We start from the raw sequence: 24,504 nt of genomic DNA, 5'->3' as shown, positions 1-24,504 counted from the left end.
GCCGAGGACCCCGACGCCGCGGAACCCGGCGCGTCGTCCACAGCTCCGCCGCACACCACCGCGGGGGAGCGGGGCCGGTACCGACGAACGAGGAGCACGATCCTTGACCGACAACCCGTTCCTGTCCCCGAGCGAGCTTCCCTACCGGCTCCCCGACTTCGCGGCCATCCGCGAGGAGCACTTCCTGCCCGCGTTCGACAAGGGCGTGGCCGAGCACCTCGCCGAGGTGGACGCGATCGTCCGCGACCCGCGGCCCCCGACCTTCGACAACACCATTGCGGCACTGGAGCGCTCCGGCGCGCTCCTGGCCAGGGTGGAGACGGTCCTGCACACCCTGGCCGGTTCCGACGCCACCGACGGCATCGAGGAGATCGAGCGGGAGATCGCCCCGAGGGCCGCCCAGCACCGGGACGCCGTCTCGCTCAACCGTGAGCTGTGGGAGCGCGTGCGGCAGGTCACCGCCTCCGACCCGCAGGAGGCCTGGCTGCTGGAGCGGTACCGCCTCGACTTCGTCAAGGCGGGCGCCGACCTGGACGACGACCAGCAGGCCCGGCTGCGCGAGCTCAACGCCGAACTCGCCGGATTGAGCACCGAGTTCTCCCGCAACGTGGTCCGTGCCACCCGCGAGGCCTCCCTCGTCACCGGCGACGTCTCCGACCTCGACGGCCTGGACGAGGCCCACATCAGCGCGATCGAGCGGGACGGGGAGTACGTCCTGCCCCTGCTCAACACCACCGTGCAGCCCGCGCTGGCCCAGCTCACCGACCGCGCCACCCGCGAGCGGCTCTACACCCTGAGCGCCGAGCGCGCCCCCGAGAACCTCGACATCGCCGCGCGCATGGCCGTCCTGCGCGCCGAGCGGGCCGCGCTGCTCGGCTACCCCGACCACGCGGCCTACACGGTCGCGGACCAGACCGCCAAGACCGTCGACGCGGTCGAGGAGCGGCTCGGCCAGCTCGTCGGACCCGCCCGGCGCAACGTCGAGAAGGAGGCCAGGGCCCTGGCCGAGCACGCCGGGCACGACATCGAGCCCTGGGACTGGCCCTTCTACGCCGAGCGGGTGCGCAGGGAGCGCTACGACTTCGACGACAGCGTCCTGCGCCCCTACTTCGAACTCGGCAGGGTGGTCCGGGACGGCGTCTTCCACGCCGCGACGCTGCTGTACGGCGTCACCTTCACGGAGCGGCCCGACCTGCGCGGCTACCACGAGGACGTGCGGGTGTGGGAGGTGTTCGACCGGGACGGCTCGCCCCTGGGGCTGTTCCTGCTGGACCCCTACGCCAGACCGACCAAGCGCGGCGGCGCGTGGATGCACAACCTGGTCGACCAGTCCTTCCTGCTGGACGAGCGGCCGGTGGTGGTGAACAACCTCAACATCACCAAACCCGCCTCGGGCCCCACCCTGCTCACCTTCGACGAGGTCGAGACGGCCTTCCACGAGTTCGGCCACGCCCTGCACGGGCTGCTGTCGGCCGTGCGGTTCCCGCGCGTGCAGGGAACGAGCGTGCCGCGCGACTTCGTGGAGTTCCCCTCCCAGGTCAACGAGATGTGGGCGACCTGGCCGGAGGTCCTGGCCCACTACGCCCGCCACCACGAGACCGGTGAGCCGGTGCCGGCCGAACTCGTGGAGCGCCTGACGGCCGCCCGCCAGTTCAACCAGGGCTTCGCGACCTTCGAGTACCTGGCCGCCGCGCTCCTGGACTGGTCCTGGCACCGCCTGGCCCCGGGCGAGGCCGTGGAGGACCCGGCCTCCTTCGAGGAGCGCGCCCTGGAGGCCGCGGGGGTCCTGCACCCCTTGGTCCGCCCGCGCTACCGGTCGGCGTACTTCATGCACGTGTTCGCCAACGGCTACAGCGCGGGCTACTACTCCTACGTGTGGAGCGAGGTCCTGGACGCCGAGAGCGTGGAGTGGTTCACCGAGAACGGCGGCCTCACCCGGGAGGGCGGCGACCGCTTCCGGGAGAGGGTGCTGGCGGTGGGCGGCGGTGTGGACCCCATGGAGGCGGTGCGCGGCTTCCTGGGCCGCGAGCCCCGGATGGAGCCACTGCTGGTCCGCCGCGGGCTGGTCTGACCCGATAGCCGGGCACACCGGGAGGCGGTGTGCCCGGCCCCGCCGGGGCCGCCCGCCCGGGAGGGGGCGCGCCCGTCTGCGAGCCCTACCCCTCGGCCTCCTCCCTGAGCAGTTCCGCGTAGGCCTCGGCGTCGAGCAGCCCGTCCACGGCCCCCGGGTCCGCGGGCCGGGCCCGGTAGAGCCAGCAGTCGTAGGGTTCGTCGTTGACCTGCTCGGGCTCCTCAGCGAGTTCGTCGTTGACCTCGACCACCTCGCATCCGAACGGCGCGTAGAACTCCGACACGGCCTTGACCGACTCCACCGTGCCCACCGCCTCCTCGGCGTCGAAGCGGTCCCCGACATCGGGCAGCTCCAGGAAGACCACGTCGCCAAGCTGCCGTTGGGCGAAGTCGGTCAGTCCGACGGCGACCGTGTCGCCGGACTCCCGGCGGACCCATTCGTGGGACGTGGTGTAGAGCAGGTCGCCCGGAATGCTGGCCATGGCAGAACCCTTCGTGTCTTCGCGTGTCCGAAGCGCGATCGCCGCTGGTGGGCGACCGGCAAGCCCAGTGTGCTGGACCGGCGGGCGCGCGGGGGCGCCTTTGGCGCAACCGGGGCGGGGGAGCCGGCCCGACGGCTTCCGCCGCACGCCGCGCGCGCGGCGCGGGTGAATCCCAGTGCCCGGTTCGTCCGGTTCCGCTGGCCTCGGCCGTGCGCGTTCGGGAGGGGCGGCCGCCCGCGGTCGGCCTACTCGGCGGTAACATAGTTGCCGTTCACACCGAACGCACGGGAAGGCGTCAGTTGAGCGAGGAACTGTCCGTCCGCCTCGACGGCCATGTCGCCGTCCTGGAGATCCACCGGCCGCCCAACAACCACTTCGACCACGCCCTCCTCGAGGAGCTGGCGGACACCGCCGAGGAACTGGTCGCCACCGGTGACCGCCGCGCCCTCGTGCTGTGCTCGGAGGGCAAGAACTTCTGCGCCGGGGTGGACTTCGCGGCGGGCGGGGTCGGCGACGCCCCGGTCCGGACCCTCAGCGCCATCTACGGTGAGGCGCTGCGCCTGTTCGCCCTGCCGGTGCCCGTGGTGGCCGCCGTCCAGGGCGCGGCCGTGGGCGGCGGCCTGGGCCTGGCCTGCGCGGCGGACTTCCGGGTGGCCGCGCCCTCCACCCGCTTCCACGCCAACTTCGGACTCCTGGGCCTGCACCAGGGCTTCGGGCTGAGCGTGTCCCTGCCCGCGATCGTCGGCCGCCAGAAGGCCGCCGACATGTTCTACACCGCCCGCCGGGTGACCGGCACCGAGGCCCACGCCACCGGCCTGGCCGACCTGCTGGTGGACGAGGCCGCCCTGCGGTCGGCGGCCGTGGACCACGCCCACCGCATCGCCGCCTCCGCCCCGCTGACCGTGCGCTCGATGAAGGCCACGCTCCGCGCCGACCTGCTCGCCGCGCTGCCCGCCGCCCTGGACCGGGAGGTCGTGGAGCAGAACAAGCAGCTGGGCACCAAGGACCACGGGGCCGGGGTCAGCGCCTCCCTCGCCCGGGTCAGGCCCGCCTTCACCGGCGAGTAGCCGCGGCGGCCCCTGTCCCGCCGGAGAGCGGCGGCGGTCCCGGCCCCGTGCTCCGGATTCCCGGCCTCGCGGCGGCTTCCGGTCACTACACTGGGCTGACTCGGATCAGCTTGCGGACAGGGAGTCGCGATGGGCGCACCCGATGTGACGGCGTCCACCCAGTGGTGGCAGGGGCTCAACGCGGCCAAGGCCGCCTCCACCCCCGCCGACCGGGTCCGGGCCCTGGTCAGGGAGCACCAGCGCTGGTACCCCAGGGCCGACGTGGCGCTGCTGAGCCGGGCCTACGCCGTGGCCGAGCACCTGCACAAGGAGCAGAGGCGCAAGAGCGGTGAGCCGTTCATCATCCACCCGGTCGCCGTGGCCACCATCCTCGCCGAGATGGGCCTGGACACCGCGACACTGGTCGCCGCCCTCCTGCACGACACGGTGGAGGACACCCCGTTCAGTCTGGCCCACCTCGCGGCGGAGTTCGGCACCGAGGTCGGCGTCATGGTGGACGGCGTCACCAAGGTGGACCGGTCCATGTACGGCAGCGCGGCGGCGGGGGAGACCTTCCGCAAGATGGTGGTGGCCGCCCGCGACGACCTGCGCGTGCTGCTGATCAAGCTCGCCGACCGGCTCCACAACCTGCGCACCCTCCAGTTCCAGCCCCCGCACAAGCGCGTCAAGATCGCCCAGGGCACCCGGGAGCTCCTCATCCCCCTCGCCGAGCGGCTGGGCGTGTACCGGCTCAAGCGCGACCTGGAGGACCTGTGCTTCGAGTACCTGGAGGGTGAGGACTTCGAGCGGGTCAGCACCCGGGTGGCCCGGGTCCGCGAGAACTCCGCCCACGAGGTCGACGCGCTGCGCGTCTCCCTGCGCGACGGCCTGGCCTCCTTCCGGGTCAAGGCGCGGGTGGAGGTGCGACCGCGCCACCCGTACTCGGTGTTCACCTCCGGAACCGGTCTGACCGGGGACCCCGACCCGCTGGACACCGTCCGGTACGTGGTCGTGGTCAAGGGCGACGAGCGCAACGCCTACCTGGCCCTGGGCGCGGTCCACGGCAGATGGAAGCCCTATCCGGCCAAGTTCCGCGACTTCATCGCCACCCCCCGGTACAACCTGTACCGGGCGCTGCACACCACCGTCCTCACCGAGTCCGGCCGCCGCGTGCAGATCATCATCTGCGACTCCCACGCCCAGCAGGTCTCCGAGTACGGCATCATCGCCGACATCCGCCAGGCCACCGGCAGGGACGGCCGCCTGACCACCGAGCGCACCACCGACCCGGAGTGGCTGACCAGGCTGCTGGGCTGGCAGGAGCAGGCCTCGGCCGAGGAGCTCCTGGAGGGCGTGCGCACGGACCTGGCCGACAGCATCACCGTGCTCACCGGGCAGGGCCAGGTCCTCACCCTCCCCGAAGGGGCCACGCCGGTCGACGTGGCCTACGCGCTCGGCGCCGACACCGGCGACCGCTACTCGGCGGCGGCCATCGACGGCCGCCTGGTCAGCCCCGCGACCCGGGTCCGCGAGGGGGACACCGTGCACATCATCACCAAGTCCGTGCCCGCACCCGACCGGGGGTGGCTGGAGTCGGTCAGGACCGGCAGGGCGCGGGTCGCGATCGCAGCCTGGCACCGCACGCGCGCCCACGAGGAGGCGGAGCACACCGGCCGGGAGCGGATGATCGCCCTGGTCGGGGCGGACCGGCTCATCGAGGCCGAGTCGTCGGGGGCGATGACCGGGGTGGCGCGCCGTTCGGGGTACCCGTCCCTGGAGGAGCTCTACGTGGCCCTGGGCTACGAGCAGGTCGGCTCCGAGGACGTGGCCGCCCTCCTTCCGGCGTCGGCCTGACGGCGGCCCGGGGCGGGCCGCCGCGGGCGGCGCCCGTGACAGGCCCCGCCCACGACGGCGTTCCCCGCGCCCGGGAGCGCAGGGGAAGAACGCTCCCGGCCCCGGCCCCGGCGAACCCGCCCGGCACCTTCGGCGCTTCCGCCGGGCCCCGGGGGCGGACCCGGAGCCGTGCGGTCTCCGGGCCCGCGGGGCTCTGCTCCGCCCCGGTTCAGGCTCCGCCGGCGGCGCGCGGGTGGCCGACCGCGTAGCCGTACTGCTCGGGCCAGTGCGACTCCGCGCCCAGCTCCTCCGCGGCGCGGTGGGCCCAGTAGGGCTCGCGCAGCAGCTGCCGTGCCAGGAACACCGCGTCGGCGCGGCCCGAGGCGACGATCTCCTCGGCCTGGGCGGGTTCGGTGATCGCCCCGACCGCGCCGGTGGGCAGGCCGGTGGCGCCGCGCACCCGCTCGGCGAAGGGCACCTGGTAGTTCGGGCCCACGGGGATGCGGGCGTCGGCTACCAGGCCGCCGGTGGACACGTCGAGCAGGTCAACGCCCCGGGCCTGGAGCTCCTTGGCGAGCAGGACGGTGTCCTCGCCCGTCCAGCCCTCGCGCTCGTCGGTCTCGTCCTCCGACAGCCAGTCGGTGGCCGAGGTGCGGAAGAACACCGGCAGGTGCTCGGGCCACACCTCGCGCACGGCCTCGACCACCTCCAGCGCGAAGCGCATCCGGTTCCCGGCGCTGCCGCCGTACTCGTCGGTGCGGTGGTTGGTCGCGGGCGACAGGAAGGAGTGCAGCAGGTAACCGTGCGCACCGTGCACCTCGACCACCTGGAACCCGGCGGCCAGCGCCCGCTCGGCCGAGGCCGCGAAGTCGCGGACCAGCTGCCGGATCCCGTCGGCGGTCAGCTCGGCCGGCGCGGCGTAGCCGGGGAAGGCCTCGGTGCCGGGGCCCACCGTCGGCCAGCCGCCCTCGGACTCGGGGACGGACCGTCCGCCCAGCCAGGGCTTGTCCGTCGAGGCCTTGCGCCCGGCGTGCGCGAGCTGGATGGCAGGGACCGCGCCGTGGGCGCCGATCGCGGCGGTCACGCGCGCGAAGGCCTCCTGCTGGCGGCTGTTCCACAGGCCGAGGTCCCAGGGGCTGATCCGCCCGTCGGGCCGCACGCCCGTGGCCTCGACCATGACCAGTCCGGTCCCGCCCGCGGCCCGGTCGGCCAGGTGCGCGAGGTGGAAGTCGGTCGGGGCGCCGGTGTCGGGCCCTTCGGATGCGGCCGAGTACATGCACATCGGGGACATCCACACGCGGTTGGGGATCTCCAGCGACCTCAGCTTCAAGGGGGTGAACAGCGTGCTCAAGGGGTGTCCTTCCGTCTGCGGCGGGTGGTCGGCTTCCATCGGGGAGCGGGTCCGGCGCACGGTGTCCGGACTCTAATACGATGGGTGTCGTACTACGGTAAGCAACGTACTACGAGGATTGTCAAACTACGACCCTCCTCGTACTTTGTGGTGGAAGTCGCACGGCGCACGGCAGCGGAGGTCATGGCATGCCCGGCAGGGAACGAAGGACAGGAGGCGGTCGCCGACTGGAGCACCCGTCCGCCGGGGAGATCCGGGTGGAGACGGTCATGCACGCCCTGGCCGACCCCGTGCGCCTGCGCATCGTGCGCGAACTGGCCCGGGGCCACGACGACATGGCCTGCATCGCCTTCGAACTGCCGGTGAGCAAGTCCACCTCCACCCACCACTTCCGCGTGCTGCGCGAGGCCGGCGTCATCCGCCAGTACTACGAGGGCACCTCGCGCATGAGCTGCCTGCGCAGGGAGGACCTCGGCGCGCGCATGCCCGGGCTCCTGGAGGCGGTCCTGCGGGCCGCCCGCATCGCCGAGGGCGACGCCGCCGCGAGCGGGCCCGACGAGGCAGGCCCCGACGGGGCCGCCGCCGAGAGGAGCCCCTCCGCTCCGGCGTCCTGAGGCCGGGCCGGAGGATCCGCCAAGAGCGGCCCCGGCCGGCGGACCGCGCGAGGAGGGCTCAGCCCGCGACGCGCCCCGCGCCCGCGGGGAGCCGAGGGCGGCCCGCGCCGCCGCGGCCGTCCTCGCGTCGGCGGCGACCAGGTCCGCGTTGAGCGCGGCCCCCGCCCGGGTCCCCGACGCCGCCGCGACCGGGACGTTCGCCATCACGTCGGCGACGTCGCCCGCGGCCCACACCCCCTCCACACCGGTGAACCCGCCCGCCTCCACGGCCAGCTGCGAGCCCATCCCGGTCGGGTGCTCCGTCAACGCCAGCCCCAGGTCGGCCAGGAAGTCCGCGCGGGCCGCGAACCGCGGCGCCACCGCCAGCGTCTGCACCGCGAACTCCCTGCCGGAGGCCAGGCGCACCCCCGCCAGCCGGTCCCGGTCGTCTACCTCAAGGCCGCGCACCTCGCCCTCGACCACCCCGACGCCCAGCGCGGCGAGCTGCTCCCACTGCTCGTCGTCCGGGTCGACGCCGGTGTGCAGGAACAGCGTCACCTCGGACGACAGCTGGCGGAACATCAGCGCCTGGTGGAACGACCCCGGCCCGGTCCCCAGCACCCCGACGGCCGTGTCCCGCGCCTCCCAGCCGTGGCAGTACACGCAGTGCACCACGTCCCGTCCCCACAACCGCGCGAGGCCGGGGACGTCGGGCAGCTCGTCCGCCAGCCCCGTGGTCAGCAGCAGCCGCCGGGCCACCGCGCGGCCCCCGTCCTCGGTGCCCACCACCAGGTTCCCGGCCTCCCGGCGCACGCCAGAGACGCGGCCGGACACGATCCGCCCGCCGTAGGAGGCGACCTCCTCCCGCCCCAGCCGGAGCAGTTCCAGCGGCGGGATCCCGTCCCGGGACAGCAGGCCGTGCGCCCCGGCGGCGGGCGCGTTGCGCGGTTCCCCGGCGTCGACGACCAGCACCGAACGGCGGACCCGGGCCAGTGTCAGCGCGGCCGACAGGCCCGCCGCGCCGCCCCCGACCACCACGACGTCCCACGCCCCACCGGATGCCCGTGCCAACTCGTTCTCGTTCATACCGCCACGATGCGGCCGCGGCGCCGCGTTGCCAAAGTCCTTTGCCGTTCCGGCAAAATCCGTGCGGGCGCGGACGCCGCGCGCCGCTCGGGCACCGGCCCGTCCTTCCCGCCGGTCGGCCAAGGGCCGGATGCCAAGGCGACCGGCTCTGGTGCGGTGTCCGGGAGTCCGATGGCGTCGTGGCGCGGCTCGTATGCCGGTCCACGGGCTCAGTCCTCCTCCGGAGTGAGCAGCCCGCGCCGGAAACCCTCCGCCACTGCCGCCGCCCGGTCGTTGACGCCGAGCTTGCCGTACACGTGCAGCACGTGGGTCTTGACCGTGGCCTCGCTGATGAACAGGCGCGCCGCGGTCTCGCGGTTCGTGGAGCCCCTGGCGATGAGGCGCAGGACCTCCAGTTCCCGGCCGCTCAGGGGCGTCGGGGGAGTCCGGACCCGTCCCAGCAGCCGGGCGGCCACGGCCGGGGAGAGCGCGGACTCCCCGCGCGCGGCCATCCGCACGGCGCGTATGAGTTCCTCGGGCAGCGCGTCCTTGAGCAGGTAACCGGTCGCTCCGGCTTCGACGGCCGGGCCCACGTCGCTGTCGGCGGCGTAGGTGGTCAGCACCAGGACACGGGAGGGCACTCCCTCATCGACCAGCTTCCTGATCGCGGCCACGCCGCCCGTTCCCGGCATGCGCAGATCCATGAGGACGACGTCGGGCTCCAGCATCCGGGCCAGCTCGACGGCCCTCGCGCCCTCGCACGCCTCGCCGACCACCTCGAACCCCGGCTCGCCGTTGAACAGACCGCGGATGCCGTCGCGGACCACGGGGTGGTCGTCGGCGATCAGCAGCCGGATGAGGCGATCACTCACGGGAAACCTCTCGTGCGAGGGCGGGGACGGACGCGCTGACCGCCGTCCCGGCGCCCGGTTCGGTCTCGATCTCCAGGATGCCCGCCACGCGGGCCAGGCGCTGCCGCATCGATGTCAGCCCGAAGCCTCCGTCCGCTACGAGCGGGACGGCCCCTGCGGCAGCACCACCGGCTCCGCCGGTGCCACCTGGGCCCCCAGCGCCGTCGGCGCCGCCCGAACCTTTTCGGCCGAGGACCACGGGATCGAAACCCTTCCCGTCGTCGCGCACGTCCAGGGTGACCCTGTCCTCCATGTAGGACAGGGTCACCCCCACCCGCCTCGCCCCGGCGTGCTTGGCGACGTTGGCCAACGCCTCCTGTCCGGCCCTCAGCAGAGCCGCCGCGGCCTCCGTGTGCAGCGGCCTGGCCGTGCCGGTGACCGTGAACTCGGCGTGCACCCCGTGCAGCGCCGACCACTCCGAGGTGACCTCGGCCAGCGCGCCGGACAGCGTCGCCTCCTCCAAGGGGGCCGGTCCCAGCGCGTGCACGGACCGCCGCGCCTCGGCCAGGCTCTCCCGGGCCAGCCGCGTGGCGTTGGAGACCCGCGCGCGCCACACCGAGGGATCCTTGTCGGCTTCCCGGGACCGCTCCGCGGCCTGGAGCTGGGCGATGACGCCCGCCAGCCCCTGGGCGAGGGTGTCGTGGATCTCCCGGGCCATACGCTGGCGTTCGTCGTGCACCCCGGCCTCGCGCGCCTGGACGAGCAGCTGGGCGTGCAGGCCCTCGTTCTCCCGGATGGTCCCCCGCAGCCGCTCCACCATCCGCTCGCGCTCGGTGCTGCGCTCCACCGTGATCTCGCCGAAGTGGCTGAACACGCTGACCACGACGACGATGGTGGCGGTGAACACGAGGTAGAGCAGCACCGAGTCCAGGGTCGGTTCGGGCGGTCCGCCCATGTAGGCCGTGATGGAGACGGTAGCGGTGGCGGTCACCCCGACGTAGCGCCACGCACCGCGCAGCAGGTGCCAGGAGTGAACGTAGCCGGTGAAGGCGAAGAAGCCCGCGAACCAGGTGCTGTGCGCGCTCAGCACCGCGATGAGCACCACCAGACAGGTGAGGTAGGCGGCCATGGCGACCGGGCGCGAGGCCCACTCGGGGAACAGGCCCGTCGCGGTCCACACCAGGGCCGCTGTGAACACGGCCAGGGCCAGGGTCTCCAGGCGTTCGCCCCGGTCCCCGCCCCCGGTGAGCAGCGCCAGGACCGTGGAGACGAACAGCAGGAGGTAGGGCACGGCCGCTGTGAGGCGGCGCACCCGCTCCTCGCGCAGGCCCAGAGGGCGCTCAGGGGGCGTCTGCATGGTCACTCCCAGCGGAAGAACCTGGTCGCGACGAGGCTGAGGACCACTGCGTACGCGGCCATCGCGGCCAGCAGCGGGGGCTGGAGGGCCGCCCCGCTCCAGATGTCGTGGAAGCTCTGCCTCACAGCGCCAAAGGGGGTGTACTCACCGATCCGGGCCACGATAGCGGGTAGCTGGTCCGCGGGTTGCATGAGCCCGCCCAGATAGGCCAGCGGGAAGTACAGCAGCACGCCCACACCGTTGGCCGAGCGCCCGTTCGGGGCGAGCGAGGCGATGAGCATGCCGACGGCGAACATGGCGGCCGTGCCCAGCAGGAAGACCGTCAGGAACGGCGTCACCCGTGGCATGCGGGCGCCGAGGACTCCCACCCCCACGCCGATCAGCAGTCCGGCCGTGGCCACGATGAGCGCGAACTGGAGGAGGAGCTGCACGGCGAGCATGTTCTCCGGCCGCACGGGCGTGGTGGAGAGCCTGCGCAGGATGCCCCGCTCCCGGTAGGTGGCCAGGGAGGTGGGCAGCATGTACAGGCCCACCAGCCCGATCGCGATCGTCAGCGCTGTCGGCACCAGGACGGTGTCGCCCTCGGAGATCGAACTGCCGAAGACCACGAGGATGAACAGGGGGATGAGCAGGGTGAAGACGGCTCCGGGCTCGCGTGTGAGCAGTTTGGTCTCGACGGTGGTGAGTTTGACGAGGGTGTTCATGGGCTGCGGCTTCCTCGGTGCGGTGCTGGATGGGAGCGGCGGAACAAGGGGGGTGTCCGGGGCTGGACGCCTGACTCAGGTGTGCAGGGAGCGGCCGGTCAGGGCGAGGAAGGCGTCGTCCAGGGTGTGCTTGTCGATGCGCAGGTCCGAGACGAGGACGTGCTCGCGGGCCAGAACGGCGGTGACGGCCGTGGCGAAGTCGCCCCTGCCCGTCACCAGGACCTGGTCGCCGGTGAGCGTCACGCCGGACACCCCCGGCAGCCCGCCCAACAGGTCGTCCGGTTCGACGCCGTCCCGGCTCATCAGACGGAAGCGCATCCGGTGATCGGCGCCGACAGCCTCGATCAGACCCGCCGGGCTGTCGAGCGCCACGACGCCGCCCCGGTCCAGGACCGCGACCCGGTCGCACAGCTCCTCCACCTCGTCCATGAAATGGCTGACCAGCACCACGGTCACGCCGTTGGCGCGGACCCGCTTGACCAGTTCCCACGTGGACCTGCGCGCCTGCGGGTCGAGTCCGCTGGTGAGCTCGTCCAGGAAGGCCACGCGAGGGTCGCCCACCAGAGCCAGGGCGATGAACAGCCGCTGCTTCTGGCCACCGGAGAGCTTGCCGAAGCGCGCGTTGCGCTTGTCGGCCAGGCCCCACTCCTCCAGCAGCTCCCGCCAGTCACGCGGTCTGCTGTAGAAGGAGGCGTACAGGTCCAGGGCCTCCCAGACCTTGATGTTCTCGGGGAGCTGGGTGTGCTGGAGCTGCACGCCGATGCGCTCGCGCAGCTCCCGGCCCTGCCGGAGCGGATCGAACCCGAGGACGCGGACCGTCCCGGAGTCGGGGCGGCGCAGGCCCTCCACGCACTCCACGGCGGTGGTCTTGCCCGCACCGTTGGGGCCGAGGATGCCGAAGACCTCACCCCTCTCCACGGAGAAGGACACGCGGTCCAGGACGGTGTGGGCGCCGTAGCTCTTGCTGAGGTCGGTGACGTCGATGACTGCCATGCCTCCAACCCTGGTCCGCGGGCGACCGCCTGGGATCGCCCGTGCGGCCACGGTCCGGCGCCGATGCTGCCGACCCCGGAGGTCAACCGAACGGTGGATGCCGTGGCGTCCTGGACTGCGGGCAGCGGCCCCCTGCCCCCGACCGCGCCCTCGCCGCGGCCGTGCTCCTCTTCCTCCGTGGGCTAGGGATCCGGGCCCGTCCGCGGCCTCGGCCGACCGTCCCGGTCCCGTCGCAGGACGGCCGCTCTCCCCGGCCGGGAGCCGGAGCCGACCGGGCCGCGGCCCCCGAGGCGCCCCCTCTTTGCCCTCCGGTGGTATTTCGCGCACACCAGCCGGGTAGCCGACGGGAGTCCGTCGCACCAGCACGCGAGTACACGGGAGAAACCCATGGCCGACCTCAACCCCATCGAACTGCAGAAGGCGCTCAAGGGAGCCGACTACCCCGCCAGCCGCGACGACCTGGTGTCGCTGGCGAAGGGCAACGGTGCGGGCGACGACCTGGTCCAGAAGCTCTCCAACGCCGGTACGAGCCGGTTCGACGGCCCCGACGACGTGCAGAAGGCCCTCTTCGGCAAGTAGCGGTTCCGCCGACCGGGGCCGCCGGGGAGCCGCCGACCCGCGCGGCCCCCGGCTCCCGCCGCTCAGGCGTGGGAGAGCGCGAAGGAGACCAGGAACCCGCAGACGGTGATGACGCCGATGGCCAGGTGGGTGTCCTCGAAGGCCTCCGGGATCATCGTGTCGGCGATCATCGCCAGGATCGCCCCGGCCGCCACGGCCGTCACCGTCGCCACCGCGAACGCGGGCAGCCCGCCCACCACGGCGTAGCCCACCATGGCCGAGGCCGTGCTGGCGGCGGCGATCGCCCCCCACACGCCGAAGACGTAACCCCTGCCGCGACCCGCCCGCCGCATGCCCGCCGAACTGGACAGCCCCTCGGGGATGTTGCTGATGAACACCGCGGCCACGGTCACCGCGCTGACCGCCCCGCCTTGGGCCAGGCCGACGCCGATGACCGCCGACTCCGGAACGCCGTCCAGCAGCGCCCCAAGCGCCAGCGCGAGGCCCGACCCGGCCTGCCGGCCCTCCGAAGGCTGCTCCTTGGGCCGACCGGACCGCTTGCGGTGCCGCGCCCCCCGCCTGGCCAGCGCGATGTTGCCCGCGGTGTAGGCGGCCGCGCCCGCGAGGGTGCCGACCACCGCCGGGAGCAGTCCGGCCTCCGCGTGCGCCTCGGCGATCAGCTCGAACGAGACCGCCGACAGCAGCACCCCGGCGCCGAAGGCCATCACCGAGGCGATCACCAGGCGCGGAATCCGCAGGGCGTACCCCAGCACCGCGCCCACCAGCAGCGCCGACCCGGCCAGCAGTCCCCAGGCGCCCGCCTCCACCACTCCCGCCATCGCCCGCCCCTCCCGTCGCCGGCGCACCGCCCGGCGGTGCGCCTCCCCCTACCGGTGGTAGCAGGAGGAGGCGCCGCGGGAGGCACGGCGCGCCGCGGATCCGGTCGCGCGAAAGGCCCCGCCGGGTGTTTCCGCGTGCGGGGGCGCGCCGTGTCCGAAGGCGCGCCCCCGCACGTCCGTGAACGCCCGCGGGCCGGGGGAAGGCGGCCCGCCGACGCCGGGGGAGCGGACGCGAAACTGTACCGGATGTAAGGTAAATTTCGGGCCATGGGCTCACATCAGACGCACGCGACGGCCATGACGGCGACACGCCGGTGGCTGCTGCTGGTGACCGTGGCGGCCGGACTGCTGCTCGTCACCGTTGACAACACGATCCTGTACACCGCCCTGCCGACCCTCACCGCTCAACTGGGGGCGACCGGCGCGCAGAGCCTGTGGATCATCAACGCCTACCCGGTCGTCATGGCCGGTCTGCTGCTGGGCAGCGGCACGCTGGGCGACCGGATCGGCCACGTGCGCATGTTCGTGGTCGGGCTGGTGGTCTTCGGCCTGGCCTCGCTGGTCGCCGCGTTCTCCCCCACGGCCTGGGTCCTCATCGCCTCGCGCGCGCTGCTGGCGGTGGGCGCGGCGGCGATGATGCCCGCCACCCTGGCGCTGATCAGGATCGCCTTCCCCATCGAACGCGAACGCAACATCGCCATCGCGGTCTGGGGCAGCGTCTCGGTGGTCGGCGGCGCGCTGGGGCCGATCGTGGGCGGGGTCCTGCTGGAGTTCTTCTGGTGGGGCTCGGTCTTCCTCCTCAACGTGCCCGTGGTCGTCGCGGCCCTGGTCGCGACCGCGCTGATCGCGCCGCCCAACGTCCCCGACCCCGGCAAGCACTGGGACCTGGTCTCCTCGCTCCAGGCCATGGCCGGGCTGGTCGCCTCGGTGCTGGCGATCAAGGAACTGGCGCACACGCCGCCGCGCTGGCCGCTCTTCGCCGCCGCCGTGGTCGTGGCCGTGGTGGCCTTCGTCCTGTTCACGCGCCGCCAGCGCCGCCTGGAGGACCCGTTGCTGGACTTCTCCGTCTTCCGCAACCCCGCCTTCACCTCCGGCGTGCTGGCCGCGGCGTTCTCGATGTTCGCCATCGGCGGCATCCAGCTCGTCACCACCCAGCGCTTCCAGCTGGTCGTGGGTTTCACACCGCTGGAGGCCGGGCTGCTGGTGGCCGCCGTGGCGGCGGGTTCGCTGCCGACCGCGCTGCTGGGCGGGGCGTTCCTGCACCGGACCGGCCTGCTGCCCCTGATCGCGGGAGGTCTCGCCGCGGGCGTGGCGGGTGTGGTCGTCTCGCTCCTGGGCTTCCAGACGGGCATCGGCTGGCTCGTCGCGGGGCTGCTGCTGACCGGCGCCGGACTGGGCGCGGCGATGTCGGTGGCCTCCACGGCGATCATCGGCAACGCGCCCGCCAGCCGCGCCGGGATGGCCTCCTCGGTGGAGGAGGTCTCCTACGAGTTCGGCAACCTGACCGCGGTGGCGCTGATGGGCAGCCTGGTCACCTTCGTCTACGCGGCCGCCGTCCAGCTGCCGCAGGGCGCCCCGGCCGCCGCCGGGAGGAGCCTGGCCGACGCCCTGGCCTCGGCCGGGGGCGACGGAGCGGTGGTCGCCGCGGCCCACGACGCCTTCGACACCGGCTACCTGGTGGTCATGGTCGTGGTCGCGGCGGTCCTGGCGTGCGGCGCGGCCCTCACCTGGCGGCTGCTGCGCCACCATGGTCCCGGCACGTCCTCGTCGGCGTACGCGGACCACTGACCCCGGGGGAGAGCATGCGCAAGAGCAACCGGACACAGATCCTGGACGCGGCCTTCCGCGTCGTCCAGCGCGACGGCGTCACGGCCCTGACCTACGAGTCGGTGGCGGCCGAGACCGGTCTGACCAAGGGAGGGCTGCTCTACCACTTCCCCTCGCGCGAGGCCCTGCTCCAGGCCCTGCACGAACACCTGGCCCAGGGGTGGGACGACCACCTGGCGGAGGCCGCCGGGAGGAGCGCGGACCGGGCCGCGCTCCGTGAGCGCCTGGCGGCCTACGCCCGGGTGGCCGCGCACAGCTCCACCCGCGCCGAGCTGCTGCTCCTGCTGGAGACCGCGAACGAACCGGCCACCCGCGCCCCGTGGGACGAGGTGATGAGGCGCTGGACGCCCGAGCCGTCCGCCGGTCCGCTGACGCCGGAGGAGATGGAGCTGTTCGTGCTGCGCCTGGCCGCGGACGGCCTGTGGCTGTACGAGTCGCTGTCCAGCGGTACGCTCCCGCCCTCGACGCGCCGCCAGGTCGCCGAGCACCTGGCCCGCGCCATCGCGCCCGAGCGGGACCTGTACGCGGAGCCGGAACGCGACGTGCCGGTGCCGGGCCCGGAGACTCCGCACGCCCCGGACGCGGACCCGGGACCGGACACCGGGACCCGCTGACCGGGGATCGAGATCTCCTGGCCGGGCGTGCGCTCCGTACCGGGGAGCGCACGCCGGTCCGCCGCCCCTCAGGTCCCTCCGCTCACCAGGGCCTCGCCCAGCGGCGTGCGAGCGTGCATCATCCGCGTGCCCTCCCGGCGGCCCTCCACCAGCCCCGACCGCCTCAGGATCGACAGGTGGTGCGAGGCGGTGGAGACCGCCACCGCGCAGTCCCCGGCCACCTCCGACGTGGACCGGGGCCCGTCCAGGGCCAGCAGGACGCGGGCGCGCCCCGACCCGAGCAGTTCCTCCAGGGCCTGCGCGGCGGCCGTGCCCTCACGCGTCCACGACGCCGACAGCGCGTGCACCGGGTAGAACAGCGTCGGCTGCACGGGCGGCTCGGTGAGCACCGAGCAGTGCGGCGCGCTCATCACGGAGGGCGTGAGCACCACGCCGCCGCCCTCGCAGGCCACGTCCTCGTCGTGCCCGCGCATCCCGACCTCGATCGCGTCCCGGTGCCAGCCCACGGACTCGTGCAGCGTGCCCACCATCGCCGCCACGCCGCCCGCGCCCATGCGCCGCACCCGCAGGTCGATGTCCGCGCCCAGCAGGCGCCGGATCTGCGGCCAGTGCGGGGCCAGAGCGGCCTCCCAGACCGCCGTCCAGGCCTCCGAGACCAGCGCGCGGGTGCGCTCGGGGTGGGCGAACATGTCCGCCACCAGCGCGTGGCGGCGCCCCCGCGAGCGCGCGAGCACCTTGGTCAGGTCGGCGCGGACGGCTTCGGGCGGCACGCGCCGCAGGCGCTCGGCCTCCTCCTCGGGGGTCATGTCCCAGGACGGGGCCGCCGTGAGGAAGTCGGGGAAGTAGCCCTCGTGGCCGATCACCGTGGCCAGGTACTCGAACGACCGCCTCGGCAGCGACCCCCGCACCGCGCGCAGCCAGCCCCACTGGAGCGGGTGGCTTGAGGGGTCGAGCAGGACCCGGACCGCGTGGCACAGTTCGTGGCCCGGTGAGACGCCGAACCGGATCGCCGAGACGTCGGCCGCCCCGATCCGGAAGCGGACCCTGTTTCGACGCACGTCGAAAGTGTAGAGCGCGGCGCGCCCGCCCGGCCATGGTGGAGCCACACCGAGACGGGCACAGTGAAGGGACACCGCGATGAGGTCCGCACCGCTCCACCACCATGAACCCGCCGCTCCGGACGGCGGGGCCGAGGCGTCCGACCGGTACGCCTTCGACGGTCCCCCGACGGCCCGCTGGTCCGTCGACGTCCGCCCCGTGACCGGGTTCGAGGAGTGAGCACCATGGAGAGCACGACACACGACCGGGTGGTCCCCGCCGACGAACTCCGGATGGGCGACTCGCGCACGCTGCGCTTCGAGGGCCGCCCCCACGGCTCGGGTATCTCGTTCTTCCTCGTGGACAACGCCCCCGGGCAGGGGCCCGGCCTGCACCGCCACCCCTACACCGAGACGTGGACCGTCCTGGAGGGCGAGGCCACGTTCGCCGTCGGCGACCGCCGGTTGGCCGCCGGGGCGGGCGACACCCTGGTCGTCCAGCCCGGGGTGTGGCACGGCTTCACCAACACCGGCACGGGACGGCTGCGCGTGATGTGCGTACACGCCTCCGACACCATGGTCCAGGAGTGGAAGGACTGACCCCGGCCGGACAGCGTGCGCCGCCGGGCTCCGGGCCCGGCGGCATATCCGGCATAAACGGACAAAAGTGAATCTACGCCGTAAAGGAGCTGCGTTCCAGGCGGAACCAGTGAACTGACGACGAGTTCACGAGGCCAGGTAGCGGCCCGCCCACCGTGCGAACGGCTCGCCGTGGCGGTCCCGCGCGCCCTCCAGCACGGCGGCGACCTCGGTGTCCGTGGGCAGACCGCGTCCGAAGTGCTCCTGGAGCCAGGCGCGGTACCGGGCGCGCCGGGGTCCGTCCTCGTCCTGGGGCTCCCCGCGCAGGTAGGGCGGGTAGCCGTGGTCGACGCCGATCTCGGAGTCCGCACCCAGGAGCAGGACCAGCCCGCGGGGGTTCTCGGCGACCACCGCCACGGCACCCTCGTCGCCGAGGACGACGACGGGCAGGTCGGCGGGGCCCTCGCGGTCGTCGTGGCGCCACAGGGCGTAGACGGAGCCCGAGCCGTTGGCCAGGGCGAAGGGGATGAGGCGGGACCGGAACGCCGGGTCCTGCGGCCAGCCGGTCAGCTGTTCCGGGTCGTCGTAGTCGAGCGTCTCGAAGCCGTCCGCGACGAAGTCACCCGCGGCCCGCTCCTCCAGTTCCCTGAGCAGGTTCAGTTCCGGTACGGGCGAGTAGGGGTCCACGGTTCCTCCTGGGCGGCGCGGTGCGCGGGTCCGAGGAACGTACCGCGCCGCCACGACACCCGGGCGGCCCGGCGGGGCGGACCGCCCGGGGTAGGGGCGTGCGGCCCTTCCCCCGCAGCGGACCCGGCGTGCGCGGACCCCGCTGGACCGCTGGGGCCACCGGAGAGCGGAACCCCTGGTCCCGCCGCGCACCGGACCGCGGAAACCCCTGCCCGCCGCGCCTACCGGGGCGCGGGACGGAACCCGGCGATGGGGTTCTCCAGGGTGCCGACCAGTTGCAGGCCCGCGGACGGGTCCTCCAGATCGACCATCTGGCGGTTGTCGCGCAGTTGCAGCCGGTTCAGGCACGAGAGGGCGAAGCGTTCCGCGAACAGGTCGTCGCGCGCGAAACGGTCGGCCAGGTGGGGCGCCGACGCCTGGTAGTCGGCGACGCACGCGGCCACGGTGCGCCAGAAACCGGTCTCGGACAGGACGCCCTCGCCGGCGAGGATGCCGTTGAGGAAGCGCAGGAAGCAGTCGAAGACGTCGGTGAACAGCGACAGCACCCGCATGTCCTCGGGCACCGCGCCCTGGACCCGCTCGACCCCGGCGGGCAGTTCGGCGTCGTCGTTCATCACCGCGATCTCCTCGGCGATGTCCTTGAGAAGGACCCGCTGGGGCACCCCGTCGCGCAGGACGAGGATGACGTTCTCCCCGTGCGGCATGAACACCAGGTCGTGGGCGTAGAAGCAGTGCAGCAGGGGGACGAGGTAGGCGTCGAGGTAGCGGCGCAGCCAGTCCGCGGGCTCCAGGCCCGACTCGGCGATGAGCTCGGCCGCGAGGGACCTCCCCCGGGCGTCGGTGTGCAATAGCGAGGCCATCGTGGCCAGGCGCTCGCCCGACCGCAGCCGCGTCACCGGGCTCTCCCGCCACAGCGCGGCGGTCATCTTCAGGTAGGGCGACTTCTCCGTCGAGGCCTGCGCGTAGTGGGTGGTGCGGTAGCCCACCGCGGCCAGTTCGCGCAGGACCTCCACGCGCGTGGCGCGCAGGACGGGGTCGTCGGCCACGACCGAGGCGACCCAGTCGTTGATGGCCGGGGTGGCCTCCATGTACTTGGCGGACAGCCCGCGCAGGAAGCCCATGTTCAGCACCGACAGCGCGGTCTTGACGTAGTGGCGTTCGGGGGCGGAGGTGTTGAAGAAGGTGCGGATGGACTGCTGGGCGCGGTACTCGTCGGGGCCGTGGCCCAGGCACACCAGGTCGCGGCGGGCGACGTCGGCGGCGAAGGTGACCGCCAGCCGGTTCCACCACTGCCACGGGTGGACCGGGATCAGGTGGTAGTCGCCGGGGGCCAGACCCATGTCGGTCAGCCGCGCGTCGAAGACGGCCAGGGCCTGGGCGCCGAGTTCGCCGCGCAGCAGTTCCTCGCGGTCCAGGTCGGCCGAGCAGCTGAACGTCGTGCGCTCGCGCCGGGCGGCGACCCACACCAGCCGCACGGGGGCGGCGGCCTCGGGGGCGTAGGCGCGGTACTCCGCGGCGTCGAAGCCCAGGCGTCCGTTGTTGGCGACGAAGCAGGGGTGGCCCTCGGTCATCCCCGCCTCGATCTCCTGGAACCCGGCGCGCGCCAGTTCGGCGGCGCTCGGCTGCGCGGCCGACATGCGGTAGGCGCTGCTGGCCAGGGTGCTGGTGATCTCCTCCAGGTAGACGGGCAGGACGTCCTCGTCGAGGGCGAGCGTCTTGCGCAGGTCCAGGACCAGGTCGAGGGCGTCCAGGGGCAGGCGTGCGCCGTCGCGCCGCAGGTCGCGGCGGACGATGCTGTCGGCCTCGATCCGCCAGTGGTCCAGGGCCATGACGCGGGCCGCGAACCGGTACTCGACGCCGCCGTCGTCGCTGGTGACCGAGAAGAGGCCGTCGGGGCCGGGTTCGGGGCTGAGCAGCCGTTCGTGGGCGAACTCGGCCAGGGCCTTGCGCACGAGCAGCCGGTTGGCGCGCTCCCAGGTCCTGGGGGCCAGGTGGCCGACCGCGTCGCGGGGGTCCTGGAGCAGGGGCCCGCGGGCGTCGGGTCGGGTGGCGGGCGTGGTCATCGGCCGATGCCTCCTGTGGTCGGGGCCGCGGGAACGGCGGCGCGGAACTGGTCGCGGGTGCAGGTGCTCAGGTGGGCGTCCTTGTCCTTGAGGGTCACGGTGGTGAGGACCCGGAAGCCCATGGCGGCGTTGAGCGCGTGGACTGCGGTGTTGCGCACGTCCGGTTCGACGACGACGCGTCGGGCGGCGGAGTCGGAGAGGAGCAGTTCCATGACGGTGGTGATCACGGCGCGGGTGAAGCCGTGTACGGGAGTGTCGGTGGGCGCCACCAGGAAGTGCATGCCGGTGTCGCCGGGGAGTACGGGGTAGTGGGCGGCGAGTTCGCTGTGGCCGGGGTCGTAGCGCTCGACCAGGAACCGGGGGGTGCCGCGCCACTCCCCGACGTAGGCGTGTTCGTGCGGGGAGGCGGCCATGGCGCGGTAGTCGCGGGCGACGTCCTCCTCGGTGGCCTCGGACATGAGCCAGAAGCGGGACTTGGGGTGGGTGAGCCAGCGGTGCAGGAGGGGGACGTCGTCGTCGGGGTCCACGGGCCGGACGCGGAACTCGCCGAGTTCGGGGTCGGTGCGGGTGAAGACGGTTGCGGCGGCCTGGTCGGGCGCGGTCGGTGCCGGTGTCTGGTCCCTCATCGGCGCGCCGCCTTCCGGGTCGGGCCGGAGGCCGGGAGGGCCGTCTCCACCGTGTCTTCCTGGTTCGGGCCTTCGTGGTGAGGGTCTCGCCCGGTCGGGCCGCTCCCGTCCCGGGCGTCGGCGTCCGGCGCGCCCTGCCCGGGTGCGCCGAACTCCTGGAAGGCGATCGAGCGCTCGACGGCGTAGGGTTCGCGGCCCAGCATCGCGCGCAGGATGCAGGAGTTGCGGTAGGCGCCCATGCCCAGGTCGGGGGCGACGAAGCCGTGCGTGTGCAGTTCGGCGTTCTGCACGAAGACGGCGCCGCGGGCGAACCGCGGTCCGCGGCCGTCGTCGGGGGAGCCGTCCGCGCCGGGCGCGTCCTGCCCGGCGGGCGGCGCGTCGCGGTCGACGCGGTAGTCGCGGCGCACCGCGAAGCGCCCGGAGCCGTCCCAGGCCAGGCGGTCGGTGATGGGTTCCAGGAAGTCCGGCATCCGGTACTGGTAGCCGGTGGCGAGGACCAGTCCCTCGGTGTCGAGGGCGAAGTCGCGTCCCTGGTCGGTGTTGCGCAGGTCCAGGGTGTAGGCGCCGTTCGCCGCGTCGTGGCGGGCGCCGGTGACCTCGGTGCCGGTCATCAGGCGTACGGGCGGCGGGCCCAGGCGGCTCTTGACGTAGAGCAGGTCGTAGATGGCGTTGATGAGGTCGGAGTCGATCCCCTTGTACAGGTTCTTCTGCGAGGCCACGAGGCGGTCGCGGGTGGGGGCCGGGAGCGCGTGGAAGTGGTCGGCGTACTCGGGGGAGGTCATCTCCAGGGTGAGCTTGGTGTACTCCAGCGGGAAGAAGCGCGGGGAGCGGGTGACCCAGTTGAGCTGGTAGCCGTGTCCGTCCAAGTCCTGGAGCAGGTCGTGGAAGATCTCCGCGGCGCTCTGCCCGCTGCCGACGACCGTCACGCTGCGCTTGTCGCGCAGCCGCCGCGCGGCGGGCAGGTAGCCGGAGCTGTGCACGGCGTCGCCGGGCAGGCCGCGGCAGGGTTCGGGCAGGTAGGGAGGTGTGCCGGTGCCGAGCACCAGGCGCCGTGCGCGGTGGGTGTGCCGGGCGCCGGTCGCGGTCTCGGTGCTGTGCAGCAGGTAGAGGGCCTGGTCGGGGTCGTACTCCACGGAGTCCACGCGCTGGCCGAAGCGGACGGCGTCGCCCAGGCGCCGGGCGGCCCAGCGGCAGTAGTCGTCGTACTCGGCGCGCAGGGGGTAGAAGCGCTCGCGGATGTAGAAGGGGTAGAGCCTGCCGGTCTCCTTGAGGTAGTTGAGGAAGGAGAAGGGGGAGGTGGGGTCGGCGAGGGTGACCAGGTCGGACATGAAGGGGGTCTGGAGTTCGGCTTCCTCCAGGAGCATGCCGGAGTGCCAGGAGAACTCGGGTTTCTCGTCGAGGAAGAGGCCGTCCAGGCCGGGGACGGGCGCGGTCAGGCAGGCCAGGCCGAGGTTGAAGGGGCCGATGCCGACGGCGGCGAAGTCGTGGATTCGGCCGGGGTCGGCGGCCGGGGCGGGGCGGCGGCTGGTGGTCAACGGGACCTCACGGTGGTGGTCGGCAGGGCGGGGGCCGTGTGGGCCTCGGGCGGGGCCGGGCGGTCGGGTGTGTGGTGTCCGTTCACGAAGTGGTCGACGTGCGCGGCGATCAGGTCCAGTACCTCGGCGACGTCCTGCGTGGTGGCCCTGGGGTTGAGCAGGGTGAGTTTGAGGTGGGGTCTGCCGTCGACGGTGGTGCGGGCCACGAAGGCGCGGCCCGAGGCCAGCAGCGCTTCGCGGGCGTAGCGGTTGGCGGCGTCGGCGGTGTCGGGGTCGGCGCCGGGTGCGGCGCAGCGGAAGACCAGGGTGCTGAGGCTGGGCCGGGTGACGACGGTGAAGCGCGGGTCGGCGTCGAGCAGATTCCAGGCGGCGGCGGCCAGGTCCAGGACGCTGTCGAAGAGGGCGCCCACGCCGTCGGCGCCCATGACGCGCAGGGTGAGCCACAGTTTGAGGGCGTCGAAGCGGCGCGTGGTCTGGAGGCTCTTGTCGACCTGGTTGGGGGAGAGCAGCGGGGTGCTGCCGTCCGAGCGCGAGTTGAGGTAGTCGGCGTGGTAGGTGACGTGGCGCAGGACGTCGCGGTCGCGGACCACGATCGCGCTGGAGCTGACCGGCTGGAAGAAGGACTTGTGGAAGTCCACGGTGACGGAGTCGGCGCGTTCGACGCCCTCCAGCAGGTGGCGGTGGCGCGAGACCAGCAGGCCGCAGCCGTAGGCGGCGTCGACGTGCATCCACACGCCCCGCTGCCGGCACAGGTCGGCGATGCGGGGCAGGGGATCGATGCTGCCGAAGTCGGTGGTCCCGGCGGTGGCGACGACGGCGATGGGCAGGAGTCCTTCGGCGCGGCATCGGCGCAGTTGGGCGGCGAGGGCGTCGGGGCGCATGCGTCGTCTGTCGTCGCAGGCCACGGTGATGACGGATTCGTAGCCCAGGCCGAGGAGGGCGGCGGACTTGGCGACGCTGAAGTGTCCGGCCTCGGAGGTCAGGACGCGCATCCTGGGCAGGAGTTCGGCCAGGCGGGTGTCCTGGCCCTCCTGCGCCTTGGCGCGTTGGTGGGCCTCGTCGCGCGCCATGAGCAGGGCCTGGAGGTTGGACTGGCTGCCGCCGCTGGTGAAGACGCCGTCCGCGGTCCCGCCGAAACCGACGCGTTCGCACGTCCAGTCGATGAGCCGCTGTTCGATCAGGGTGCCCCCGGCGCTCTGGTCCCAGGTGTCGAGGGAGGAGTTGACGGCGGACAGGACGGTCTCGCCGAGCAGCGCGGGCAGGACCACGGGGCAGTTGAGGTGTCCCATGTAGCGGGGGTGGTGGAAGTAGACGGCGTCGTCGAGGTAGACGCGTTCGAGTTCGTCCAGAGCCGCGGTGGGGTCGTGGAGCGGCTGGTCGAGGTCGACCTTGTCGATCTGGGGGCGCAGGTCCTCGGCCGTGGCTCCGGTGAGCGGCCGGTCGACCCCGGCGATGCGCCGGGCGACGCGGGCCGCGGCCTCCCCGGTCAGGTCGCGGTAGTGTTCGGCGCTCCGGGCGTCGAACAGCTGTGTCCGGGGGTCGTCGGGGTCCTGGTCGGAGGGGGGTGTCGGCTCGGGCCTGGTGCCGAGGGCACCGGCGTTCCCGTGCAGCGGGCCCGGTGCGGACCGCGCGAGGGAGCTCATGGATCATCCTCCTGGAAACGGGCATGCCGACAGCACCCGCAAAGCGGGTGTGGGCATAGGGTGAGGCACTTCGCGAACACTCTTATGTAGGGCGCCCTAACTAAGGGGAGGCTAGCCTAAGTGTCTGGGTCCGTACAGTGTGAGGAGTGTT

The 24,504-nt window shown here is 73.3% G+C and carries 22 protein-coding genes and 1 pseudogene; 9 read left to right on the top strand and 14 right to left on the bottom strand.

Going from position 1 to position 24,504, the window contains the following annotated elements; genetic code table 11:
• Nucleotides 1–103: 103 nt before the first annotated feature.
• Nucleotides 104–2,071 (top strand): M3 family metallopeptidase, encoded by a 1,968-nt coding sequence (locus KGD83_RS20370; RefSeq protein WP_212640698.1) that lies wholly within the window; start codon nucleotides 104–106, stop codon nucleotides 2,069–2,071.
• An 85-nt stretch (nucleotides 2,072–2,156) separates the two neighbouring features.
• On the opposite strand, the gene gcvH is transcribed toward KGD83_RS20370, so the two are convergent.
• Entirely contained in the window at nucleotides 2,157–2,552 is a 396-nt protein-coding gene (gcvH, locus tag KGD83_RS20365; protein ID WP_212640697.1) for a glycine cleavage system protein GcvH, read from the bottom strand.
• Between the two features lie 299 nt (nucleotides 2,553–2,851).
• Here gcvH and KGD83_RS20360 point away from each other — a divergent pair, with 299 nt between their 5' ends.
• The gene (locus KGD83_RS20360) at nucleotides 2,852–3,619 is read left to right on the top strand and encodes an enoyl-CoA hydratase/isomerase family protein (protein WP_212640696.1); all 768 of its coding nucleotides are present in this window, start codon (nucleotides 2,852–2,854) and stop codon (nucleotides 3,617–3,619) included.
• A 129-nt stretch (nucleotides 3,620–3,748) separates the two neighbouring features.
• Entirely contained in the window at nucleotides 3,749–5,452 is a 1,704-nt protein-coding gene (locus KGD83_RS20355; RefSeq protein ID WP_212640695.1) for a RelA/SpoT family protein, read from the top strand.
• 208 nt (nucleotides 5,453–5,660) lie between these two features.
• Here the strand turns inward: KGD83_RS20355 and KGD83_RS20350 are convergent, their stop codons facing one another.
• Entirely contained in the window at nucleotides 5,661–6,782 is a 1,122-nt protein-coding gene (locus KGD83_RS20350; protein ID WP_212640694.1) for an NADH:flavin oxidoreductase/NADH oxidase, read from the bottom strand.
• 188 nt (nucleotides 6,783–6,970) lie between these two features.
• Here KGD83_RS20350 and KGD83_RS20345 point away from each other — a divergent pair, with 188 nt between their 5' ends.
• Nucleotides 6,971–7,396 carry an ArsR/SmtB family transcription factor gene (locus KGD83_RS20345; protein WP_212644519.1) on the top strand — a complete coding sequence of 142 codons (426 nt, stop codon included), beginning with the start codon at nucleotides 6,971–6,973 and terminating at the stop codon, nucleotides 7,394–7,396.
• A gap of 231 nt (nucleotides 7,397–7,627) precedes the next feature.
• On the opposite strand, the pseudogene KGD83_RS20340 reads toward KGD83_RS20345, so the two are convergent.
• From KGD83_RS20340 to KGD83_RS20320, 5 genes and pseudogenes are all read right to left on the bottom strand, one after another.
• Nucleotides 7,628–8,461: pseudogene (locus KGD83_RS20340) on the bottom strand (NAD(P)/FAD-dependent oxidoreductase); the annotation flags it as partial.
• 209 nt (nucleotides 8,462–8,670) lie between these two features.
• Nucleotides 8,671–9,312: a response regulator gene (locus KGD83_RS20335; RefSeq protein ID WP_212640693.1), complete on the bottom strand. Its 642-nt coding sequence runs from the start codon at nucleotides 9,310–9,312 to the stop codon at nucleotides 8,671–8,673.
• Entirely contained in the window at nucleotides 9,305–10,648 is a 1,344-nt protein-coding gene (locus KGD83_RS20330) for a sensor histidine kinase (protein ID WP_212640692.1), read from the bottom strand. Before KGD83_RS20330 ends, KGD83_RS20335 begins: the two co-directional genes overlap by 8 nt.
• A gap of 2 nt (nucleotides 10,649–10,650) precedes the next feature.
• Nucleotides 10,651–11,352, bottom strand: coding sequence for an ABC transporter permease (locus tag KGD83_RS20325; protein WP_212640691.1), 702 nt, complete (start codon nucleotides 11,350–11,352; stop codon nucleotides 10,651–10,653).
• 75 nt (nucleotides 11,353–11,427) lie between these two features.
• Nucleotides 11,428–12,345, bottom strand: coding sequence for an ABC transporter ATP-binding protein (locus tag KGD83_RS20320; protein WP_212640690.1), 918 nt, complete (start codon nucleotides 12,343–12,345; stop codon nucleotides 11,428–11,430).
• A 387-nt stretch (nucleotides 12,346–12,732) separates the two neighbouring features.
• Here KGD83_RS20320 and KGD83_RS20315 point away from each other — a divergent pair, with 387 nt between their 5' ends.
• Complete coding sequence (locus KGD83_RS20315; RefSeq protein ID WP_019610892.1) at nucleotides 12,733–12,924, top strand: DUF2795 domain-containing protein; 192 nt, start codon at nucleotides 12,733–12,735, stop codon at nucleotides 12,922–12,924.
• A 62-nt stretch (nucleotides 12,925–12,986) separates the two neighbouring features.
• On the opposite strand, the gene KGD83_RS20310 is transcribed toward KGD83_RS20315, so the two are convergent.
• Nucleotides 12,987–13,742, bottom strand: a complete 756-nt coding sequence (locus tag KGD83_RS20310) for a ZIP family metal transporter (RefSeq protein ID WP_212640689.1) — start codon at nucleotides 13,740–13,742, stop codon at nucleotides 12,987–12,989.
• Between the two features lie 297 nt (nucleotides 13,743–14,039).
• Here KGD83_RS20310 and KGD83_RS20305 point away from each other — a divergent pair, with 297 nt between their 5' ends.
• Both KGD83_RS20305 and KGD83_RS20300 read left to right on the top strand, forming a co-directional pair.
• Entirely contained in the window at nucleotides 14,040–15,530 is a 1,491-nt protein-coding gene (locus KGD83_RS20305) for an MFS transporter (protein ID WP_212644518.1), read from the top strand.
• A 14-nt stretch (nucleotides 15,531–15,544) separates the two neighbouring features.
• Nucleotides 15,545–16,183 (top strand): TetR/AcrR family transcriptional regulator, encoded by a 639-nt coding sequence (locus KGD83_RS20300; protein ID WP_212640688.1) that lies wholly within the window; start codon nucleotides 15,545–15,547, stop codon nucleotides 16,181–16,183.
• Between the two features lie 68 nt (nucleotides 16,184–16,251).
• Here KGD83_RS20300 and KGD83_RS20295 read toward each other — a convergent pair whose 3' ends face one another.
• A complete protein-coding gene (locus KGD83_RS20295) occupies nucleotides 16,252–17,241 on the bottom strand; it encodes an ArsR/SmtB family transcription factor (protein ID WP_212640687.1) in 990 nt (329 codons plus the stop codon).
• Nucleotides 17,242–17,320: 79 nt separating this feature from the next.
• Here KGD83_RS20295 and KGD83_RS20290 point away from each other — a divergent pair, with 79 nt between their 5' ends.
• Together KGD83_RS20290 and KGD83_RS20285 are read left to right on the top strand one after the other, a co-directional pair.
• A complete protein-coding gene (locus KGD83_RS20290) occupies nucleotides 17,321–17,461 on the top strand; it encodes a hypothetical protein (protein ID WP_212640686.1) in 141 nt (46 codons plus the stop codon).
• 5 nt (nucleotides 17,462–17,466) lie between these two features.
• Nucleotides 17,467–17,820, top strand: coding sequence for a cupin domain-containing protein (locus tag KGD83_RS20285; protein ID WP_212640685.1), 354 nt, complete (start codon nucleotides 17,467–17,469; stop codon nucleotides 17,818–17,820).
• A 126-nt stretch (nucleotides 17,821–17,946) separates the two neighbouring features.
• On the opposite strand, the gene KGD83_RS20280 is transcribed toward KGD83_RS20285, so the two are convergent.
• The 5 genes from KGD83_RS20280 to KGD83_RS20260 all read right to left on the bottom strand — a co-directional run bounded on the left by KGD83_RS20280 (nucleotide 17,947) and on the right by KGD83_RS20260 (nucleotide 24,353).
• Complete coding sequence (locus KGD83_RS20280) at nucleotides 17,947–18,486, bottom strand: hypothetical protein (protein WP_212640684.1); 540 nt, start codon at nucleotides 18,484–18,486, stop codon at nucleotides 17,947–17,949.
• A 221-nt stretch (nucleotides 18,487–18,707) separates the two neighbouring features.
• Nucleotides 18,708–20,549, bottom strand: coding sequence for an IucA/IucC family protein (locus KGD83_RS20275; RefSeq protein WP_212640683.1), 1,842 nt, complete (start codon nucleotides 20,547–20,549; stop codon nucleotides 18,708–18,710).
• Nucleotides 20,546–21,175 (bottom strand): GNAT family N-acetyltransferase, encoded by a 630-nt coding sequence (locus KGD83_RS20270; RefSeq protein ID WP_212640682.1) that lies wholly within the window; start codon nucleotides 21,173–21,175, stop codon nucleotides 20,546–20,548. The genes KGD83_RS20275 and KGD83_RS20270 overlap by 4 nt, the downstream gene beginning before the upstream one ends.
• Entirely contained in the window at nucleotides 21,172–22,710 is a 1,539-nt protein-coding gene (locus tag KGD83_RS20265) for a lysine N(6)-hydroxylase/L-ornithine N(5)-oxygenase family protein (protein WP_212640681.1), read from the bottom strand. The genes KGD83_RS20270 and KGD83_RS20265 overlap by 4 nt, the downstream gene beginning before the upstream one ends.
• A complete protein-coding gene (locus tag KGD83_RS20260) occupies nucleotides 22,707–24,353 on the bottom strand; it encodes a pyridoxal phosphate-dependent decarboxylase family protein (RefSeq protein ID WP_212640680.1) in 1,647 nt (548 codons plus the stop codon). Before KGD83_RS20260 ends, KGD83_RS20265 begins: the two co-directional genes overlap by 4 nt.
• Between the last annotated feature and the right edge of the window lie 151 nt (nucleotides 24,354–24,504).

It is taken from the genome of Nocardiopsis akebiae, assembly GCF_018316795.1.
Lineage (GTDB): Bacteria > Actinomycetota > Actinomycetes > Streptosporangiales > Streptosporangiaceae > Nocardiopsis > Nocardiopsis dassonvillei.
Note: the sequence above shows the minus strand (reverse complement) of the source record. Positions and strands in the feature narration are given on the sequence as shown.